The following is a 17316-nucleotide window of genomic DNA, read 5'->3' on the forward strand; positions in this document are numbered from 1 at the left end:
TTAAGACCTTATTTCTTGTGGTAGGCAAATAGAGGACTAACAGGTTTTCTTTCTTGAATGCGAACAATAGCTTCAGCGATCAGTTCGCTAGCTGTCAGATAGTTAATATTTTTTGGAGTTGGTCCATTTGGAGCAACAGAATCAGTTACCAAGATTTCTTTGATCGGAGCTTGGTCTAATAACTCGACAGCACCTTTTACAAATAAACCATGGCTTGATACAGCATAAATTTCAGTAGCTCCTTCTCGTTCGACGATTTTCGCAGCTTCTGAGAATGTCTTACCGGTATTGAGGATATCGTCAATCAAGATCGCTTTCTTATCTTTGACATCCCCGATAATATAGCCATAATCACGGTTCGCATCATCTTGCTCGTAATCAATGATCGCAATCGGTGCATCAAGATATTCAGCTAAACTACGAGCTCGTTTGACACCAGAGTTTTTAGGGCTGACGACGACGACATCAGGCCCTGTTAGACCTTTGTTGATGTAGTGTTCTGCAAAAAGTGGAATGGTAAAGAGGTTATCCACGGCAATATCGAAGAAACCTTGAACCTGAACAGCATGGAGATCCAGTGTGACAACGCGATCCACCCCAGCTTTGACCAACATGTTTGCGACGAGCTTAGCTGTGATTGGTTCGCGAGGAGCAGCAGTCCGGTCTTGGCGGGCATAACCGAAGTAAGGCATGACCACATTGACAGTATTTGCGCTGGCCCGTTGGCAAGCATCTACCATAATTAACAGTTCCATCAAGTGATTGTTGACAGGGAAACTGGTTGATTGAATGATATAAATATCATATCCACGAACACTTTCCTCAATATTGACTTGGATTTCACCATCTGAGAATTGACGGGATGAAATTTTCCCAAGTGGAACCCCAGCGTGATCCGCAATCTTTTGCGCAATCTCTGGATTTGAATTGAGAGAGAAGAGCTTCATATTTTTTTTATCTGACATGTGATTCCAACCTCATTTAGATTTTTGATCTTAGCACTATTTTAGCAAAAATTTGCGATAATTTCAGCTATTTTACAATCTTTCCGCCAATCTGGCGATTTTATTTTTAGCAGCTTTGTAGACGATTCCATGCTCTTTGATGAACTGATGGAAATTTTCTTCCTGCTCAGCAGTTTCGACCTCGATTTCCAATTCATAATCTTCAGTGTCTAGATAGAGACTGCGGTCTAGTGCTACTAAGCCTGCATCAGTTTCTTTTTCGAATCGTTCTGTTGTAAGGCTTCCCCAGACCGCGAGTTGCTCAACTGGGATTTCTTTAGATTTCAAGAGTTTTTTGATTTCTCCGTCAGGAAACTGTTGTTGTTGAAGAATCTCCTTGGTTTCTTCTGGGTTGAGGTCTTGATTGTACTCGAAATGGCCAACATCTTCAGGGACTTTGAGAGTCAATTCAGCCTGATCTGTGAAAGTACGCACCCGCAAGGCCATTTTTTCCTTACGGATGAGCTGGTCGGGTGTATCGATATAGTGATTGGTTTGGACAACCAATTCTGTATCAGCAAAAAGTGGAAGGAGGGATTGGTATTCCTCCTTGTCTAGCATGGTTTTGTATTCAATTTCTAAATGGTTCATTTTGTGGTCCTTTGCTTTTTTTCAAAAGCGATTCATGATATAATAAGAGATGTGTTTATTGTATACAAAAATGGTTCAGATTACAAGGTGGTAGGATGGCAATTGATTGGGAAAACTTCTTAGATCCGTATATCCAAGCAGTTGGGGAATTAAAAATCAAACTGCGTGGGATTCGTAAGCAATATCGTAAGCAACAAAAGCATTCTCCAATTGAGTTTGTTACAGGACGGGTCAAGCCGATTGAGAGCATTCGCGAAAAGATGATCCGAAGAAATATTTCTGAAGAAAATCTGGCTCAGGATATGCAAGATATTGCTGGTCTTCGCATCATGGTCCAGTTTGTGGATGACGTCGAAGAGATCCTAGAGGTTCTGAGACAACGGCAGGATATGCGCGTGGTCCAAGAGCGAGATTACATCCGCCACAAGAAATCAAGTGGCTACCGGAGTTACCACGTCGTGGTCGAGTATCCGGTCGATACTATTGATGGAAATGAAACGATCTTAGCAGAGATTCAAATTCGGACCTTGTCCATGAATTTTTGGGCAACCATTGAACACTCGCTTAATTATAAATATAAAGGAGACTTTCCAGACGAGATCAAAAAACGCTTAGAGACGACAGCAAACCTGGCCTATCTCTTGGATGAAGAGATGGGGGCAATTCGGGATGCGATTCAGGAGGCTCAAGCCCTGTTTGATCCACTTCATCGTAAGTTAAATGATGGCGTTGGAAATAGTGATGACACAGATGAAGACTACAGGTAAAAAAGTATCCATTATTCGCAATCGCAAGCGTCAAAGTGAAGAGGTTTTTCAGCAGTTGCGCTACAAGCTTCGGAAAAATAATTTTATTTTGACGGAGAAGCACCCGGATATTGTGATTTCAATTGGTGGCGATGGGATGTTGTTATCAGCCTTTCACAAGTATGAACACCAGTTGGATCGGGTGCGATTTGTTGGCGTCCATACCGGACACTTAGGATTCTATACGGATTACTTAGACAGTGAAATCGATAAGCTGGTTGAGAATTTGAAATATGATACAGGTGCTAAGGTTTCTTACCCTATTTTGAATGTCAAGATTACTTTCGAAAATGGGGAAACCCGTACCATGAGAGCTTTGAACGAAGCAACGATTAAGAGAAGCGACCGAACCATGGTTGCTGATCTCACGATTAATGGAGTGGATTTTGAGCGCTTCAGAGGAGACGGGATCACCGTTTCGACTCCTACAGGAAGTACGGCTTACAATAAATCCTTGGGAGGAGCAGTCCTTCACCCAACTATTGAGGCGCTGCAAATCGCTGAGATCGCCAGTCTCAACAACCGTGTTTATCGTACCTTGGGTTCTTCTGTCATTGTCCCTAAAAAGGATAAGATCGAGATTACACCGACAAGACCTGGCTTCCACATTATCTCTGTTGATAATTCAACCTATTCTTACCGTAATATTGCCAAGGTAGAATACCAGATTGACAACCATAAGATTAATTTTGTGGCAAGTTCCAGTCACACCAGCTTCTGGAATCGGGTCAAGGATGCCTTTATCGGAGATGATAGAGAATGAGATTTGAATTCATTGTCGATGAGCATGTCAAGGTCAAGACCTTCCTGAAAAAGCACGAGGTTTCTAAGGGGCTCTTAGCAAAGATTAAGTTTCGTGGTGGCCAGATCCTTGTCAATGGACGTCCGGAGAATTCGATTTATTTGTTGGATATTGGAGATAACTTGGTCATTGATATTCCAGCAGAAGAAGGGTTCGAAACCCTAAAACCCATGGATCGGCCTTTGGATATTTTGTTTGAAGATGATCATTTTTTGGTCTTAAACAAACCCTTTGGGATTGCTTCTATTCCAAGTGCGATTCATTCTAATACCTTAGCCAATTTTGTAAAAGGCTATTATGTGAAACAGGGCTACGAGAACCAGCAGGTTCACATTGTCACTCGCCTGGACAAGGATACTAGTGGCGTCATGCTTTTTGCCAAACATGGCTATGCCCATGCCCGCTTGGATAAGCAATTGCAGTCTAAAACGATTCAGAAACGCTATTATGCCTTGGTCAAGGGATCTGGGAAGCTTGATCCTGTCGGAGAGATTATTGCTCCGATTGCGCGTGATGAAGAGTCAATTATCACCCGAAAAGTAGCAAAAGGTGGCAAGTATGCTCATACTAGCTACCAGGTTGTTCAATCTTTTGGTGATATTCACCTAGTGGATATTCAGTTACACACAGGTCGAACCCATCAGATCCGCGTTCATTTTTCCCATATTGGTTTTCCGCTCTTGGGAGATGATCTCTATGGCGGCAGTTTAGAAGATGGCATTGAGCGCCAGGCCCTTCATTGTCATCGTCTATCCTATTATCATCCATTTCTAGAGGAAGAATTGGTCATAGAAAGTCCACTGCCTCCAGATTTCCAAGCTGTATTAACACAGCTTCAAACAAGTTATTAATTATTAAAAGGAGTAAAACTCATGGAAGTTTTCGAAAATCTCAAAGCCAACCTCGTTGGTAAGAATGCACGTATTGTATTACCAGAAGGTGAAGAACCTCGTATCCTCCAAGCGACAAAACGCATTGTGAACGAGACAGAAGTAACCCCTGTCTTGCTTGGTAATCCGGATAAAATACGGATTTATCTTGAAATCGAACGGGTTTTGGATGGATATGAAGTCATCGATCCTCATTCTTATCCAGGTTTTGAAGAAATGGTAGCTTCCTTGGTAGAACGTCGTAAGGGCAAAATGACAGAAGAAGAAGCGCGTCAAGTCTTGAAAGACGACGTTAACTATTTTGGTGTCATGTTGGTACACATGGGAATCGTTGATGGAATGGTATCTGGTGCGATTCACTCAACAGCTGCAACTGTTCGTCCAGCTCTTCAAATTATCAAAACTCGTCCAAATGTAAAACGGACTTCAGGAGCTTTCCTTATGGTTCGTGGATCTGAACGCTACTTGTTCGGGGACTGTGCCATCAACATCAATCCAGATGCTGAAGGATTAGCCGAAATTGCTATCAATTCAGCTATCACAGCCAAGATGTTTGGAATTGATCCAAAAATTGCTATGTTGAGCTATTCAACAAAAGGATCTGGTTTCGGTGAAAGTGTTGATAAGGTTGTCGAAGCGACTAAGCTTGCTCATGAACTTCGTCCAGATCTTGAAATTGACGGGGAATTGCAATTTGACGCAGCCTTTGTCCCTGCAACTGCAGCCTTGAAGGCTCCAGGAAGCAAGGTAGCAGGTCAAGCCAATGTCTTTATCTTCCCTGGTATTGAAGCAGGTAACATTGGATACAAGATGGCAGAACGTCTTGGTGGTTTTGCGGCGGTAGGTCCAGTTTTGCAAGGGTTGAACAAACCAGTCAACGACCTTTCTCGTGGATGTAATGCAGATGACGTTTACAAATTGACCTTGATTACTGCTGCTCAAGCTGTTGAACAATAAGTAATGCATTTAGAGAGTGGGACAGAAATCGGTAATTCGTTAAAATTCGATTTCGTCTTCCCACCCCCGCACAGTTGAGTAGGGCTGTAAAAGCTGATGAAATCAGCGTAGTAGAGCCCACTCAACCACTGCGTCTTGCTCGACAATCCAAAAATAATTGAGAGGCTAGGACTTTTGTCCCAGCCTCTTTTTCTTTATAAAATCAGAATTTCTAAACTCTAACTCATTCTATGGTATACTAGGAATATGTTAGATTTAAAAGATTACGGGATTACCATGTGGGAGGAGGAAAAAATCGCCTCTTTCCGAGAAAAGTTATTAGCCTGGTATGATGCCCATAAACGGGATCTCCCCTGGAGAAGGACCCAGGATCCTTATAAAATTTGGATCTCAGAGATTATGCTCCAGCAGACACGTGTCGATACGGTGATTCCTTATTATGAGCGCTTTTTAGATTGGTTTCCGACGGTCGCTGATTTGGCTCAAGCCCCTGAAGAAAAACTCTTAAAAGCTTGGGAAGGATTGGGGTATTACTCACGTGTCCGCAATATGCAGAAAGCTGCCCAGCAGATAATGGAAAATCATGGAGGAGTGTTTCCGTCAAGCTATGACGAAATCTCTAAACTCAAGGGAATTGGGCCTTATACAGCTGGTGCCATTGCTAGTATTGCTTTTGGCTTGCCAGAGCCAGCAGTGGATGGCAATGTCATGCGTGTTCTAGCCCGTTTGTTTGAGGTGGACTACGATATTGGTGTACCGACCAATCGCAAGATTTTTCAAGCCATGATGGAAATTTTGATCGATCCGGCCCGTCCGGGTGATTTCAATCAGGCTTTGATGGATTTGGGATCCGATATTGAATCGCCAGTCAATCCACGTCCGGAAGAGAGTCCTGTTAAGGAATTTAGCGCGGCCTACCAACATGGGACCATGGATCGTTATCCCATTAAGGCTCCTAAGAAGAAACCTGTACCTGTCTATCTAACAGCTTTTATTATCAAGGATAGTCAAGGTCACTACTTGCTGGAGAAAAATGAGCGAGAAGGGCTTTTATCAGGTTTCTGGCATTTCCCCTTGATCGAAGTGGATTGCCTGTCTGAGAACCTAGGCCAATTATCACTACTGGATAGTAAGGGGGAAGCAGAGAGCAACCCAGAAATTCTTTCTTTTGAACAGGACTATGACTTGGTCATTGATTGGCAGGACAGATCGTATCCTATCGTGCAGCATGTCTTTTCGCATCACAAGTGGCAGGTTCAAATACGATATGGTCTGGTAAAAGAAGGTGAAGAGTTAGCAAGCGAATCGACTGTTTGGTTAACACCAGAAGAATTTTCGGACTATCCTTTTGCTAAACCTCAGCAAAAGATTTGGACGACTTTTTCGGAAAATGAAAAATAGCTAGAGACTGATCTCTAGCTATTATTTTATAAATGAGCGAATGCTTTGATTTCTTCTTCAGACATAGATGAGTCGCAACGAACAGTGACTTCACCGGATTCGACATGTAAAAATCCTGGGACAGTTGGGATGCCGTAAGTTGAGCGGAAGGCTTGTAATGCGTCTAGCTGACTTGGTTCTTCACTATTGATGAAGTAGATATGAGCTTTTGTTTTAGCTACGACAGTTGCCAACTTAGCAGCGAACTTCCGGCAGTAAGGACAAGTCTTGCGTCCGATAAAGAAGGTTGCTGTTTCTTTTTGATCGATTGCTTCCTGCGCACGCGCGACAGTTGTCACTTCAAGATCTTTAATATCTTCTAAAAATTGTTCCATGAGATTACCTCGTTTTCTTCTAAGTCTAGTATGCCATATTTTCTATAAAATCGCTGGTATTTGCTACGAAAGAAAGAGAGAGTGGGACAGAAATCGGTTATTCGTTAGAATTCGATTTCGTCGTCCCACCTCCGCACAGTTGAGTAGGGGTGTAAAAGCTGATAAAATCAGCGTAGTAGAGCCCACTCAACCACTGCGTCTTGCTCAACAATCCAAAAATAATTGAGAGGCTAGGACTTTTGTCCCAGCCTCGTGTTTTAGCCTACAAAAGCATTGATTTCTGCTTCGATATTTGCAATTTTTTCTTTAGCATCTGCTTCAGATTCACCAACTGTAGCGATGTAGAATTTGATTTTTGGTTCGGTACCTGAGGGACGAACGGCAAACCATGAATCATCAGCCAAAATGTATTTAAGCACGTTGCTTGGAGGAGTTGTCAACTTTTCAACGCCGTCAGCAGTAGTAGCTGTTTGTTCCAAGAAGTCTTCTGTCTTAGCAATGTCTGTATTGTTAAATTGTTTAGGAGCATTGCCACGGAATTTATCCATAATTTTCTTGATTTCAGCAGCCCCGTCCACACCTGAAAGGGTAACAGAGATGGTTTTTTCTGCGAAGTAGCCGTATTGTTTGTAGATTTCTTCGATACCATCTGCCAAAGTCATACCACGTGAGCGGTAGTAAGCTGCGATTTCGGCGACGATAAGAACAGCTTGGATAGCGTCTTTGTCACGTACGAATGGTTTGATGAGGTAACCGAAGCTTTCTTCGAAACCAAGCATGTAAGTGTGGTTGTGTTGTGTTTCAAATTCATGGATTTTTTCACCGATAAATTTGAAACCAGTCAAGACGTTAAACATTGTTGCGCCGTAGCTTTCTGCAATCTTAGTCACCAACTCAGTTGATACGATTGATTTACAGAGGGCAGCATTGGCAGGAAGTGTACCAGCTGTTTTGTGAGCTTCAAGAATGTATTTAGCAATGATCGCTCCGATTTGGTTACCAGAAAGGTTTAGGTAAGAACCGTCTGGTTGGCGGATTTCAACACCAAGGCGGTCAGCATCTGGGTCAGTTGCAACCAATACATCAGCGTCTACTTTGCGACCAAGTTCTTCAGCAAGAGCAAAGGCAGCTTGGTTTTCAGGATTTGGAGATTTAACAGTTGAGAAGTCAGCATCTGGAACAGCTTGAGCTTCAACAACTTGAACAGCTTCAAATCCAGCTTGGGCAAGAGCACGACGAGCCAACATTTCGCCAGTACCATGAAGTGGAGTGTAGACAATCTTCATGTCGCGTCCGTATTCATTGATCAAGTCTTGGTTGATGTTAACGCCTTTCACTTCTTTCAAGTATTCAGCGTCGACGTTTTCACCGATAACTTCAATCAAGCCATTAGCTTTGCTTTCTTCAAGGTCAGCCAATTGCACAGTGAAAGGATTTTCGATAGCACGGATGTAATCTGTTAATGCATCAGCATCTGCAGGAGGCATTTGTCCACCGTCTTCACCGTATACCTTATATCCGTTAAATGGAGCAGGGTTGTGACTAGCTGTTACCATGATCCCAGCAAATGTGTGGAGATGACGAACAGCAAATGACAATTCAGGTGTTGGACGAAGGCTTTCAAATACATAAGATTTGATTCCGTGTGCAGCCAAAACTTGAGCAGATTCAAAAGCAAACTCAGGAGAGAAGTGACGGCTGTCGTAAGCGATCGCAACTCCGCGTTTCTTCGCTTCCTCACCTTTTGAGTCGATCAATTGGGCCAATCCTTCAGTTGCTTGGCGAACAACATAGATATTAATACGGTTGGTACCAGCACCGATTAATCCACGCATACCAGCTGTACCGAATTCTAGGTTGGTATAGAAGGCATCTTCTTTTGTTTTTTCATCCATTGCGACCAACTCATCACGAAGGTAAGCTGGTAATTCAGCAAAGTCGAGCCATTTTTGGTAGTTTTCTTGATAGGTCATGCAAGCGTCTCCTTTTTGCTTATAATTTAATCGCTTACATTATAGCAAATTTTTTCAGAAAATTCTAGCGATAATTGTAAATCTTTTCAAAAAAATAGAGCTAATTCACCATCAAAAAAAGCCAAGATAAATTGGTCTTGGCTTGAAAGGTTATTTTAATTTTTCAAGAGATGGAACGACTGCACTGGTAATGAGTACTGTCGCAATGACTTCGATGAGAGAGTTGGTAGATACAATCAAGGCTAGGAAATGTTGAATCCCCCCTCCAAAACTGTTACCAAAGAAGAAGTAAATCCCACTTAGAACGAAAACAGTATTGGTCATAGAGCCGACAATTCCAGCGATCACAAGTCCAGTACGATTGCGAATCCAGCGATAGACGAAGTAAGGGGTTACCCCGATGAGAATCCGAGGGACTATGGCAATGATAAGGGAGTATAGATTCCCATGAGGGACAAAGGGACTAAAGAGATAGCTGGCGGGTGTTATAACCAGGGTATTCATAGTGAGGCTAAAGAGTCCCATGAGGAGTCCTAAGATAGCTCCAATCCGTGGACCGTATATGATAGAGGCGATCACGACAGGAATATGAACCAAGGTTGGTTGAATTCCTGATGGAACAAATTGCAGAATGAAGGACGTCACAAAGTGAATGGTGATCATCACCGCAAAAAAGATGGCAATTCGTGAAATAGAAGATGATTTTCTCATAAACAATTCTCCTTAACAGTTTCTACAATAGTTTCTACAGGCGCTAGAGCTCCAGCACCTTTGTCCCCACAAGCAAGAACAGCATCACGAGGTTGGATGATCTGGTAACCATAGTCTTGTAAGAGCTTTAGATTTCGTTGGGTAGCGGGATGTTCTAGCATTTTTGTATTCATAGCAGGGGCCAGTAATTTTTTAGTTCTTTGTGGCAAGGCTAGAGCTGTGCTTGTGACCATATTATCTGCCAGTCCCATAGCCAATTTAGCAATGGTATTGGCACTGGCTGGCGCGACAAGAAAGAGGTCAGTTTCTTTCCCAATGTTGATGTGCTCGATCCGCTGTGGATCGTCTTCCATCATAACATCTAGCCCGACTTGATTTTTTGAAAGAACTTGCAAGGTTAAAGGGGTGATAAATTTTTGGGCTGAAGGAGTCATGAGGACCTTCACTTCAAAGCCCAATTTGGTTAGTTGGCTGGTAATATCAGCCGCTTTATAGGCGGAAATACTACCGGTAACCGCTAAAGTAATGTGTGTCATATGTTCCTTTTTATTTGATATAACGTAGGATAGCCTCTGCGATTTCTGTTTTCGTAGAAGCTTCTAGGACCTGATCGTCTGTCACTAGATAGGCTTGATGCTGACCGTTCTGAATCTTGGTCAGATCATTGGCAACGATCATGCTGGCATGATTTTTAACGAGGCTTTCACGCGCTACCTGGATCAACTCTTCAGAAGAAACGTCGACTAATAGCTTAAAGCCAATCAGTTGAATAGCAGGGTTCCATTCTTTGACGAGCGAGATAATCTTGGGATTTTTCTTTAGAAAGAGTACCTGGTATTCTTCTTTGGAAGAAATTTTCGCTTCCTGATTTTCGCGATGGATAAAGCTATGAAGGTCTTGAGCTTTCTCAACTTCATCAAGGCCTGTCATGTAAACAGGTGTGTAGTCTGAAACAGCCATAGCGTGAATCAAAACCTGATGATGAGGGACTTCCGTTTTCATTTGTGCGAGAAGTTCTTCGACATTCTGGATCAATAGAAGTCGAAGCTGTGGGTGAGGATCGGGTTTAAGAGCGGTAGGCGTTGTGATCAAGGTCACCTGATGTCCCATAGCAAGAGCTGTTTCTGCAAGGATTTTCCCTAATTTCCCGGTGGAATGATTGGTGATCGAACGAACACTATCAATGGCTTCGCTCGTTCCGCCTGATGTAATTAAAATATGCATATGCTTATTTTACACAAAAAAGATACGTAAGTAAAGTTCTGAAGCTATTAGGATTAGCTATGTGTAGCCATAAAATTTAGATAAAAAACGAACGTTCGATTCAAAAGGTGGTAAAACCATGTTATTTACGCGAATTTTCGGTATAATAGATCTATCAAATATAAAGGAGTCCCTTATGAAAACAGATATCGAAATTGCTCAAAGCATTGAACTCCAACCGATTGTGGACGTTGTTAAGAAGATTGGTTTGGTTGACGATGATCTTGAATTGTATGGAAAATACAAGGCGAAATTGAGCTTTGATAAGATTCGTGAAGTTGAGAAAAATCCAGTAGGAAAACTTATCTTAGTCACTGCGATCAACCCAACTCCAGCTGGAGAAGGGAAATCAACCATTACCATTGGTCTAGCAGATGCTTTGAATAAAATCGGTAAAAAAACCATGATTGCCATTCGCGAACCTTCTTTGGGTCCGGTTATGGGGATTAAAGGTGGTGCTGCTGGTGGTGGCTATGCCCAAGTTCTACCGATGGAAGACATCAACCTTCATTTCACAGGGGATATGCATGCCATCACAACGGCAAATAATGCTCTTTCTGCTTTGATTGACAATCATTTGCATCAAGGAAATGAACTCGGTATTGACCAACGTCGCATTATTTGGAAACGGGTAGTGGATTTGAATGACCGCGCTTTGCGCCATGTTTCTGTCGGTCTTGGCGGTCCTTTAAATGGGATTCCGCGTGAAGACGGTTTTGATATTACGGTTGCTTCTGAGATTATGGCCATCCTTTGCTTGGCGACAGATATTGAAGATTTGAAAGGCCGTTTGGCTAATATTGTGATCGGTTACCGCTATGATCGCAGTCCAGTTTATGTCCGTGATTTAGAAGTGGAAGGGGCTCTTGCCTTGATCCTTAAAGATGCGATTAAGCCAAACTTGGTTCAAACCATCTATGGAACTCCTGCCTTTGTTCACGGTGGTCCATTTGCCAATATTGCCCATGGATGTAACTCTGTATTAGCAACGACGACAGCTCTTCATTTAGCGGACTATACAATTACAGAAGCAGGTTTTGGTGCTGACCTTGGTGCTGAAAAATTCCTCGATATTAAAACGCCAAACTTGCCTACTTCTCCAGATGCAGTAGTGATCGTAGCGACACTTCGTGCCCTTAAGATGAATGGTGGAGTTACCAAGGATGCTCTGACTGAAGAAAATGTAGAGGCTGTTCGTGCTGGTTTTGCCAACTTAAAACGTCACGTTGAAAATATTCGTAAGTTTGGCATTCCTGCAGTAGTTGCCATCAATGAATTTATCACCGATACAGCAGCAGAAATTGCTGCTTTGAAAGAATTGTGTGCTGAAATTGAGGTACCAGTAGAGCTTGCGAGCGTATGGGCGAATGGTGCTGAAGGTGGAGTTGACCTTGCTGAAACACTGGTTAAGACCATTGAAACAAGTCCAGCTAACTACACCCGTTTGTATGATAACAACCTTTCTGTAGAAGAAAAAATTGAAAAAATTGTGACGGAGATTTACCGTGGTAGCAAGGTAAACTTTGAGAAGAAAGCTAAGACACAAATTGCCCAAATCGTGAAAAATGGTTGGGATAAGTTGCCAATCTGTATGGCCAAAACACAATATAGCTTCTCCGATAATCCAAACGCCTTGGGAGCTCCTGAAAACTTTGAAATCACTATTCGTGAAGTGGTTCCAAAATTGGGAGCAGGCTTTATTGTCGCTTTGACTGGGGATGTCATGACCATGCCTGGTCTACCAAAACGTCCAGCTGCTTTAAATATGGATGTGGCTGCTGATGGAACAGCGATCGGCTTGTTCTAATAGACGCCTTATGACAAAAAATAACTTCTGTTCAAAAGAGCAGAAGTTATTTTATTACGTACTCGTCGAATGTTATGATGCAAGGAGCTTATGACTAGCTTTATGATAGGTAAACCATAGTTGAAGAGTCATGGGGACCCAAATCAAGGGTTCGCAGAGAATGACTCCTATATAGCCTGTATGAGGGATAATGAAAAGTACAAAGAGAATTTTTCCTGTTAACTCGATAAAGCTAGAAATCAAAGGGGTCAATTTTCGGCCGATACCTTGGAGGGAATTCCCTAAAATCAAGAGGCATCCTAAGACCGGATAGAAGCAGGAGCTGATTTGAAGATAGAGACTGGCATTTGCGATCAAGTTAAGATTGGTTGATCCAGATATGAGGCTTGTCAAGAAGGGGCTTGTAAAGAAGAGGAGGATGGCAACAATGATCGACCAAACGAAGGAGAGAAGACAAGCTTGTTTGACCCCTTTTTGAATGCGTCGGAATTGTTTGGCACCAAAGTTTTGCGAGGTAAAGGTCGTCATGCTAGTGGAAATAGCAGCCATTGGTAGGAGAGCAAAGGACATGATCCGACGCGCTGAGATATGAGCACTAATGATGGTCATTCCAAGCTTATTGATAGCTGATTGTAAGATGACTGTTCCGATAGAGACAATGGAAGACATGAGCCCCATGGTAAATCCCTGACTGATTAAGTCCTGATAGAGCCTTTGATCCCAAACAAAATCGTTGCGATTTGGCAGGAGGAAAGGTACTTTTTTTCGAATATAAAAGAAACAAAGAAGGGCAGAAAAACTTTGCGCAATAATGGTCGCAATACCAGCGGATTGGACTCCGAGATGGAGTTGGGTAATAAAATAAAGATCAAGAAGAATATTGAGAACAGCAGCGATAATCAAGAAGTAGAGTGCCGCTAAGCTATCGCCAACCGCTCGAAGAAGTCCGGCACAAAGATTATAGGCAAAGGTCACAGCCACACCATTAACAATGGTAGCGATATAGAGATAAGACTGAGACACAATGGCTGATGGGGTCCCTAAAAATTGGAGCAGGGGAAAAAGTCCGACAGCACCAATGAAGATCACAAAGAGACCGAGGATGCCACCAATAACAGCAGTTGCTGCGACTGATTTTCGTAATTGGTCTTCGTTTTTGGCTCCATAATTTCTCGCGATAATGATGCCCATCCCATTTCCAACACCGACAGCAAATCCAACGATCAAATCAAATATGGCAGAGGTTGCTCCAACGGCAGCCAATGATTTTTGACCTAAAAAACGCCCTACAATCATAACATCCGAGGTATTGTAGAGTTGTTGAAAGATATTGGACAAAAGAATAGGAAAGGCAAAACTCAATAGAGCGGGTAAAATAGGACCATCTATGAGGTCCACACGTTGAATCCTTTTCATAGTGTCATTATACCAACTTCAGGAACTAGCGACAAGCGTCGATAGTTGAAGGCCCTTACATTTTTTGGTATAATCAGGGCAGAAAAGGAGGCTTTTATGAGCTTAACCAGCCAATTAATCACGGAAACGTTCCCAGATCTGGACAAGGTCGAGAGGCTGAATATCGAGGCATTCCCAGAAGAAGAGCGAGTTCCTTTGTCGGAATACCTGCGTTATACGGACAATGACGATGCTAATTTTTTTGCTTTTTATAACGAAGAAGAATTTGTAGGATTTGCTTTTTCTATCTATAATCAGAAAGCTTTTTATGTCAGTTTCTTTGCCATTATGCCACATTTAAGAAGCCACGGATATGGTCAAGAAATCATTGAAAAATTGGTGGAATTTTACCAAAGGACCATGATTCTTGAAGTGGAACGTTTAGATGAAGAATGCGACAATATAGAGCAGCGTCAGTCTCGGATGGATTTCTATAAGCGAAATGGATTTAAAACTGCTAATGCTTTTTTAGAATACGAAGGACTGAGCTTTGAAATTCTCTATCGGGGTGATCACTTTGACGAAGAGGCTTATCGGGACATCTTCCATAAACTGCAGGCAGAGAATTACTTTGATTTCCGTATTGAATACCGACGCTTTAGTGATCATTAGACATGATTTAAAAAAGTTCTCAGCTAATTTGCAGAGAACTTTTTTGGTTAGTAAATAAAGAAATAGTTCACGATACTCATGACTTGTGAAAAGAACCAAGGCAGAAACAGAAAAGCTAAGAAAGCAGCATGCCATTTCCAATAGAGAGAAACTAGCCCAACCGTCTCTCGGATCCAAGCCGATGGGAGATAATAAAAAGCTGTTTTTGAACCGACACTGCGTCCAGGGATTTTTAATTGTCTCATAAAGATACCACAGCCCGAAGAGCGTGAAAAGAATTGGTCACGACTAAAACATATTTTCCTAGTCCCTGTTCTTGAAGGATAGCCTTACTAAAAGTCAAGTTTTCAAAAGTAGTACGTGAGCGATTCTCGATCAAAATGTCTTCCTGTGGTACCCCCTGTTCGATCAGGTAGTTTGCCATAGCAGCAGCTTCAGAAGTCAATTCGTCTGCTCCTTGTCCACCAGAAACAATCAGTTTTGGTCGTCCCTCGAACTGCTCATAGATAGCCTTTCCTTTAGTGAGACGCTGGGCCAACAGTGGTGGTACTTTATCCCCAATTAGACCGGAGCCAAGGACAATGATAGCATCAGGCTCTTTACGAACGGGAAAGTAATTGCAAAAAGTCCCATATAAAACATAAGAAAGATAAAGAAAAGTCGAGTAAAAGAGAGCAAAGTCTGTTGGATAAATCAAGAGATCTTTTCCTGGGAAATCAGGAATAAAATGAAGCGCCAAGGTGCCGATAATAAAGATCCCATATAGGAGTGAGAGGAGGTTAGCCAACCTTTTACCTTCAAAAGACATCATTTGACGGCCGTTAAAAAGAAGAAAAACAGTTGAGAAAATAATGCTGAGAAAAACGAGGATGGAAATCACTACAAAGACAATCATTGCAATTTGTTGATTGAACCATAACTCAGTTCGAACGACTAGTAAAAATGCAGAAATCAGTAGAAAAAGCCCCAAGTTTATCGAAAAGAGATAAGCATTGAAAAGCCTTCTGCGATCACTCATAAAGAACAATAAAAAGATAAGAGCTGGAAATAACCAGAATAGATATAGATACATGTTTTGCCCCTCGTAAAATCTTACATCCATTGTACCATAATGACTGATAAAAATAGCGGATTGTTCATACAAATAAGTTGCATTCTTCAAATGAATTTGATAAAGTTAAGATTATCGTTTTTTAAGGAGATCGTATGTTACGAAAAGGTTCCCTGACAGGTTTATTACTGTTTGGTATTTTTTTTGGTGCTGGAAACCTGATTTTCCCACCGGCTCTTGGTGCTTTATCGGGTAATCAATTTTGGCCAGCTATTGCTGGATTTGTCTTATCAGGAGTAGGGATTGCAATTATCACCTTGATTATTGGGACACTCAATCCTAAAGGCTATATCCATGAGATTTCTCGTAAGATTTCACCTGTTTTCGCGATTGTATACTTAGTTGCGCTTTATCTTTCGATTGGTCCCTTCTTTGCCATTCCAAGAACAGCTACTGTTTCTTACGAAGTTGGAATCGCCCCCTTGTTAGGAAATGCCAATGGAGGACTTGGTCTTTTCATTTTTACCTTGATTTATTTCTGTTTGGCCTATTTGATTGCCTTGTATCCTTCTAAAATCCTAGATAGTATTGGTCGGATTTTAACACCTGTCTTTGCTATCTTGATCGTTGTACTCGTTGTCCTTGGTGCTCTCAAGTACAGCGGAAACGCGCCTCAAGTGGCAACAGAAGCCTACCAAGCATCTGCCTTTGGTCAAGGTTTCCTTGAAGGGTATAACACCTTGGATGCTCTTGCTTCAGTAGCCTTTAGCGTCATCGCAGTGACAACTCTTAATCAACTTGGTTTCACCAGCAAAAAAGAATACATTAAAACGATCTGGATTGTTGGTGTCGTTGTAGCTATTGGCTTTAGTATTTTGTATATTGGATTGGGTTATCTTGGAAATCACTTCCCAATTCCAGCAGAAGTGATGGCTTCCGATGCCAATAAGGGTGTTTATGTCCTCTCAGAAGCAACCAAGGCTATCTTCGGCCCAGTTGCTCAAATTTTCCTTGCAGGTATGGTAACGGTGACTTGCTTTACCACAACAGCAGGTTTGATCGTATCGACAGGGGAATTCTTCCATAACACTTTCCCTAAAATTTCTTACAAGGTCTATGCAACTCTTTTTACCTTGATTGGATTCTCCATTGCCAATCTTGGTTTGAGTGCCATTATTGCCTATTCATTGCCTGTCTTGATGATCCTCTATCCAATCACGATTACTATTGTGTTGATTGTGATTGTAAATAAATTTACTCAACTATCAAAACCAGGGATGCAATTGACTATTTTCTTAGTTAGCTTGGTTGCGTTTGGAGACGTTCTGGCAAGTACCTTTAAACTTGCAGGTCTAGCAAACATCATTAAGCACTTGCCGTTTGCTGCCCAATCCCTCCCATGGTTACTACCAGCAGTCGTTGGTATTGTCCTTGCTCTGTTCTTGCCCAATAAACAAAGTGCAGAAGAAGAATAAGATTTACTAGAAACTCTAAAGTTCCCCGCTTTAGAGTTTTTTTATTTTGAAACTAGTAACGAAATGGATTCTTTAAAACCAAAACGTAGCAGAAATTTTTAATTTAAGGAAGGGCATGTTATACTATTTCTAACATATCAATAT

16 protein-coding genes and 1 pseudogene are annotated in these 17316 nt (G+C 41.9%); 8 read left to right on the top strand and 9 right to left on the bottom strand.

Annotation, left to right across the window (positions count from 1 at the left end; all coding sequences use genetic code 11):
• Positions 1–8: 8 nt before the first annotated feature.
• Entirely contained in the window at positions 9–965 is a 957-nt protein-coding gene (locus ACESR9_RS00405; RefSeq protein ID WP_003007186.1) for a ribose-phosphate diphosphokinase, read from the bottom strand.
• 72 nt (positions 966–1037) lie between these two features.
• A complete protein-coding gene (locus tag ACESR9_RS00410) occupies positions 1038–1595 on the bottom strand; it encodes a CYTH domain-containing protein (RefSeq protein WP_070586171.1) in 558 nt (185 codons plus the stop codon).
• 95 nt (positions 1596–1690) lie between these two features.
• Between ACESR9_RS00410 and yjbM the strand changes: the two genes are divergently transcribed.
• The 5 genes from yjbM (at position 1691) to mutY (ending at position 6451) form a co-directional block, all read left to right on the top strand.
• Positions 1691–2362 (top strand): GTP diphosphokinase, encoded by a 672-nt coding sequence (gene yjbM, locus ACESR9_RS00415; protein ID WP_023918039.1) that lies wholly within the window; start codon positions 1691–1693, stop codon positions 2360–2362.
• A complete protein-coding gene (locus ACESR9_RS00420) occupies positions 2346–3164 on the top strand; it encodes an NAD kinase (RefSeq protein WP_282188909.1) in 819 nt (272 codons plus the stop codon). The genes yjbM and ACESR9_RS00420 overlap by 17 nt, the downstream gene beginning before the upstream one ends.
• Positions 3161–4054, top strand: a complete 894-nt coding sequence (locus tag ACESR9_RS00425) for an RluA family pseudouridine synthase (protein ID WP_373104873.1) — start codon at positions 3161–3163, stop codon at positions 4052–4054. The genes ACESR9_RS00420 and ACESR9_RS00425 overlap by 4 nt, the downstream gene beginning before the upstream one ends.
• A gap of 21 nt (positions 4055–4075) precedes the next feature.
• Positions 4076–5050: a phosphate acetyltransferase gene (pta, locus tag ACESR9_RS00430; protein ID WP_373104876.1), complete on the top strand. Its 975-nt coding sequence runs from the start codon at positions 4076–4078 to the stop codon at positions 5048–5050.
• A 246-nt stretch (positions 5051–5296) separates the two neighbouring features.
• Positions 5297–6451, top strand: coding sequence for an A/G-specific adenine glycosylase (mutY, locus tag ACESR9_RS00435; protein ID WP_373104878.1), 1155 nt, complete (start codon positions 5297–5299; stop codon positions 6449–6451).
• A gap of 26 nt (positions 6452–6477) precedes the next feature.
• Here the strand turns inward: mutY and ACESR9_RS00440 are convergent, their stop codons facing one another.
• From ACESR9_RS00440 to ACESR9_RS00460, 5 genes are all read right to left on the bottom strand, one after another.
• A complete protein-coding gene (locus ACESR9_RS00440) occupies positions 6478–6825 on the bottom strand; it encodes a DUF6568 family protein (protein WP_373104881.1) in 348 nt (115 codons plus the stop codon).
• 257 nt (positions 6826–7082) lie between these two features.
• Positions 7083–8798 carry a phospho-sugar mutase gene (locus ACESR9_RS00445; RefSeq protein ID WP_003007201.1) on the bottom strand — a complete coding sequence of 572 codons (1716 nt, stop codon included), beginning with the start codon at positions 8796–8798 and terminating at the stop codon, positions 7083–7085.
• A gap of 150 nt (positions 8799–8948) precedes the next feature.
• Complete coding sequence (locus ACESR9_RS00450; protein WP_003011870.1) at positions 8949–9509, bottom strand: ECF transporter S component; 561 nt, start codon at positions 9507–9509, stop codon at positions 8949–8951.
• Positions 9506–10045, bottom strand: coding sequence for a phosphopantothenoylcysteine decarboxylase (coaC, locus tag ACESR9_RS00455; RefSeq protein WP_003012082.1), 540 nt, complete (start codon positions 10043–10045; stop codon positions 9506–9508). The genes ACESR9_RS00450 and coaC overlap by 4 nt, the downstream gene beginning before the upstream one ends.
• A gap of 10 nt (positions 10046–10055) precedes the next feature.
• Positions 10056–10733: a phosphopantothenate--cysteine ligase gene (locus ACESR9_RS00460; protein WP_003012174.1), complete on the bottom strand. Its 678-nt coding sequence runs from the start codon at positions 10731–10733 to the stop codon at positions 10056–10058.
• Between the two features lie 175 nt (positions 10734–10908).
• On the opposite strand from ACESR9_RS00460, the gene ACESR9_RS00465 reads away from it, so the two are divergent.
• Positions 10909–12579 (top strand): formate--tetrahydrofolate ligase, encoded by a 1671-nt coding sequence (locus ACESR9_RS00465; RefSeq protein WP_373104885.1) that lies wholly within the window; start codon positions 10909–10911, stop codon positions 12577–12579.
• A gap of 72 nt (positions 12580–12651) precedes the next feature.
• On the opposite strand, the gene ACESR9_RS00470 is transcribed toward ACESR9_RS00465, so the two are convergent.
• Positions 12652–13995 (bottom strand): MATE family efflux transporter, encoded by a 1344-nt coding sequence (locus ACESR9_RS00470; RefSeq protein WP_373104887.1) that lies wholly within the window; start codon positions 13993–13995, stop codon positions 12652–12654.
• 96 nt (positions 13996–14091) lie between these two features.
• Between ACESR9_RS00470 and ACESR9_RS00475 the strand changes: the two genes are divergently transcribed.
• Positions 14092–14646 carry a GNAT family N-acetyltransferase gene (locus ACESR9_RS00475; protein ID WP_373104888.1) on the top strand — a complete coding sequence of 185 codons (555 nt, stop codon included), beginning with the start codon at positions 14092–14094 and terminating at the stop codon, positions 14644–14646.
• A 47-nt stretch (positions 14647–14693) separates the two neighbouring features.
• Here ACESR9_RS00475 and ACESR9_RS00480 read toward each other — a convergent pair.
• Positions 14694–15718: pseudogene (locus ACESR9_RS00480) on the bottom strand (YdcF family protein).
• Positions 15719–15852: 134 nt separating this feature from the next.
• Between ACESR9_RS00480 and brnQ the strand changes: the two are divergent.
• Positions 15853–17172 carry a branched-chain amino acid transport system II carrier protein gene (brnQ, locus tag ACESR9_RS00485; RefSeq protein ID WP_373104889.1) on the top strand — a complete coding sequence of 440 codons (1320 nt, stop codon included), beginning with the start codon at positions 15853–15855 and terminating at the stop codon, positions 17170–17172.
• The last annotated feature ends 144 nt before the right edge of the window (positions 17173–17316 follow it).

Source organism: Streptococcus parasanguinis (assembly GCF_964238605.1).
Taxonomy (GTDB): Bacteria; Bacillota; Bacilli; order Lactobacillales; family Streptococcaceae; genus Streptococcus; species Streptococcus parasanguinis_AJ.

Excerpts from the sequence above, each read along its gene's own strand:
- brnQ (WP_373104889.1), top strand. The coding sequence starts at position 15,853 with ATGTTACGAAAAGGTTCCCTGACAGGTTTATTACTGTTTGGTATTTTT.
- ACESR9_RS00420 (WP_282188909.1), top strand. The coding sequence starts at position 2,346 with ATGAAGACTACAGGTAAAAAAGTATCCATTATTCGCAATCGCAAGCGT.
- ACESR9_RS00425 (WP_373104873.1), top strand. The coding sequence starts at position 3,161 with ATGAGATTTGAATTCATTGTCGATGAGCATGTCAAGGTCAAGACCTTC.
- ACESR9_RS00410 (WP_070586171.1), bottom strand. The coding sequence starts at position 1,595 with ATGAACCATTTAGAAATTGAATACAAAACCATGCTAGACAAGGAGGAA.
- ACESR9_RS00450 (WP_003011870.1), bottom strand. The coding sequence starts at position 9,509 with ATGAGAAAATCATCTTCTATTTCACGAATTGCCATCTTTTTTGCGGTG.
- ACESR9_RS00470 (WP_373104887.1), bottom strand. The coding sequence starts at position 13,995 with ATGAAAAGGATTCAACGTGTGGACCTCATAGATGGTCCTATTTTACCC.
- pta (WP_373104876.1), top strand. The coding sequence starts at position 4,076 with ATGGAAGTTTTCGAAAATCTCAAAGCCAACCTCGTTGGTAAGAATGCA.
- coaC (WP_003012082.1), bottom strand. The coding sequence starts at position 10,045 with ATGACACACATTACTTTAGCGGTTACCGGTAGTATTTCCGCCTATAAA.
- ACESR9_RS00475 (WP_373104888.1), top strand. The coding sequence starts at position 14,092 with ATGAGCTTAACCAGCCAATTAATCACGGAAACGTTCCCAGATCTGGAC.
- yjbM (WP_023918039.1), top strand. The coding sequence starts at position 1,691 with ATGGCAATTGATTGGGAAAACTTCTTAGATCCGTATATCCAAGCAGTT.
- ACESR9_RS00445 (WP_003007201.1), bottom strand. The coding sequence starts at position 8,798 with ATGACCTATCAAGAAAACTACCAAAAATGGCTCGACTTTGCTGAATTA.
- mutY (WP_373104878.1), top strand. The coding sequence starts at position 5,297 with ATGTTAGATTTAAAAGATTACGGGATTACCATGTGGGAGGAGGAAAAA.
- ACESR9_RS00405 (WP_003007186.1), bottom strand. The coding sequence starts at position 965 with ATGTCAGATAAAAAAAATATGAAGCTCTTCTCTCTCAATTCAAATCCA.
- ACESR9_RS00465 (WP_373104885.1), top strand. The coding sequence starts at position 10,909 with ATGAAAACAGATATCGAAATTGCTCAAAGCATTGAACTCCAACCGATT.
- ACESR9_RS00440 (WP_373104881.1), bottom strand. The coding sequence starts at position 6,825 with ATGGAACAATTTTTAGAAGATATTAAAGATCTTGAAGTGACAACTGTC.
- ACESR9_RS00460 (WP_003012174.1), bottom strand. The coding sequence starts at position 10,733 with ATGCATATTTTAATTACATCAGGCGGAACGAGCGAAGCCATTGATAGT.